Origin of the sequence: Ilumatobacter sp. (genome assembly GCF_049588435.1) — a bacterium.
GTDB lineage: Bacteria > Actinomycetota > Acidimicrobiia > Acidimicrobiales > Ilumatobacteraceae > Ilumatobacter_A.
The window spans coordinates 1-1746 of the sequence record NZ_JBAVYV010000412.1 but is presented as its reverse complement, the minus strand read 5'-3'; the positions used below and the strand labels follow the sequence as shown (position 1 = coordinate 1746).

The 1746-nt window shown below is 64.0% G+C and carries 2 protein-coding genes; both read left to right on the top strand.

Features of this window, described 5'->3' with window-relative positions; all coding sequences use genetic code 11:
• Positions 1-994 (top strand): hypothetical protein (locus WBV89_RS15910; protein ID WP_423982328.1); only part of this gene is annotated, 994 nt, incomplete at its 5' end.
• Between the two features lie 106 nt (positions 995-1100).
• The coding region (locus WBV89_RS15905) for an MBL fold metallo-hydrolase (RefSeq protein ID WP_423982327.1) at positions 1101-1746 on the top strand (646 nt) is incomplete at its 3' end.

Genomic DNA, 1746 nt, shown 5'->3' with positions numbered 1-1746 from the left:
GGGCCTCGACGATGCTGAACTCCTGGCGCGCACGTTGAACAACCTGTACATCTCGATCTGGCGACCGGACAACACCGACGAACTGCTGGCGATCACCGAAGAACTCCTCTCGCTCAACAACGTCAGTCAAGACGTCGAAGCGACCGCAGTGCTCCATCGGGGACCGCTCCTGATAAAGGAGGGTCGATTCGACCGCACATCGACCGACTGGACCGACCGAGCGGCCATCGCCGCACGTACGCGGAGCCCCGAACGGCTCGGCCAGTTCGAGGTTCAGGCAGCAACGCTCAGCTTCATCGACGGAAGACTCGATGAAGCATCTCGCCGTTCCGAGGAGGCATGGGCGCGAGTTCAGGCATCGAGCACCTGGGGAACCGAATGGGTCTACGCCCTCCAGCAATTCATGACCAGACGCGAACGAGGCGACGTCGAGGGCATCATCGATCAGATCCTGATGCTCTCACGTCGAGCCGATCTCGACGTCGCTCGGCCGCTCGCACTCCTGGCACAGATCGAAGTAGGTCGACTGGATGAAGCTCGTGCGATGGCGGACGCCGTTCCCCTCACGATCCGCAGAGACTGGGCGTTCGACGTTGTCGCCGCGCAGTGGGCCGACGTGGCAGTCGAACTCGAATCTGACCATCGCGAACCGATCCTCGACATGATCACGCCACTCGTTGACACGATCGTCGTCGCTGGCACCCTCGTCGCCTGTCTCGGGCCGATGCACCAGTTCGTGGGTCGCTTGAAGGCGTCGCTCGGTGACCACGCGGCCGGGACCGAGCATCTCCGTCACGCCATGGAGACTGCGCGCTCGCTCGACGCTCCAGTGATCGAGGCTCGAGTCGCGTTCCATCTTGCAGACCTCCAGGTCACATACGGCGGCGCATCCGGGCGTTTGGCGGCCGCCGACGTCGCCTCACGGGCGCTCGCCCAATGCGTCGAAGTCGGTATGCCGGCGCTGGCTCGGCGGTTGCGCTCGCTCGACATCTGACGGTCGGTTCGGGCCTCCAAGTCGCTCGCCAGTTCGCTCCAAGCGCGTCGCTCGACGCTGTTCGTACCCCGATTCAGGGGGCTCGCAGCAAAGAAAGCGCACTCGCATGAGCACACCCGTCCAGCACCTCGGCGACAAGCCTCGGCACCAACCCGATCAGATCGCGGACGACACCTTCGTCATCCAGGACACCCAAGGCGAAGGCGTCGCACCGGCCACGGTCCACATCAACTCGATGGTGATTCGCGGACGCGAACCGATCGTCGTCGATACCGGGGCACCCAACAACGCCGACCGCTTCATCGAGGACCTGTTCTCTCTGGTGGAACCCGATGATGTGCGGTGGGTGTTTCTTTCTCACGACGACATCGACCACTTCGGGAACCTGCAAGCTTTGATGGATCGCTGCCCACGGGCGACCCTTGTGACCACGTGGTTCGCCATGGAACGACTGGCGTGCTGCGGGCTGGACATCCGGCCCGATCGCACGAGGTGGGTCGCCGACGGCGAATCCTTCGACATCGGCAACCGCACGATGATGGCGATCAGGCCGCCGCTCTACGACTCGCCGACCACCCGTGGCCTGCTCGACACCCGGACGGGTGTGTACTGGGCAAGCGACTGTTTTGGCACACCCGTGCCCTCAGCCGCGACCGACGTCGGCGATCTCGACTTCGACGCGTGGCGAGACGGGTTCATGCACTTCCAGCAGTGGACGAGTCCATGGTTCGCCGATCTCGACAGGGCCCGCT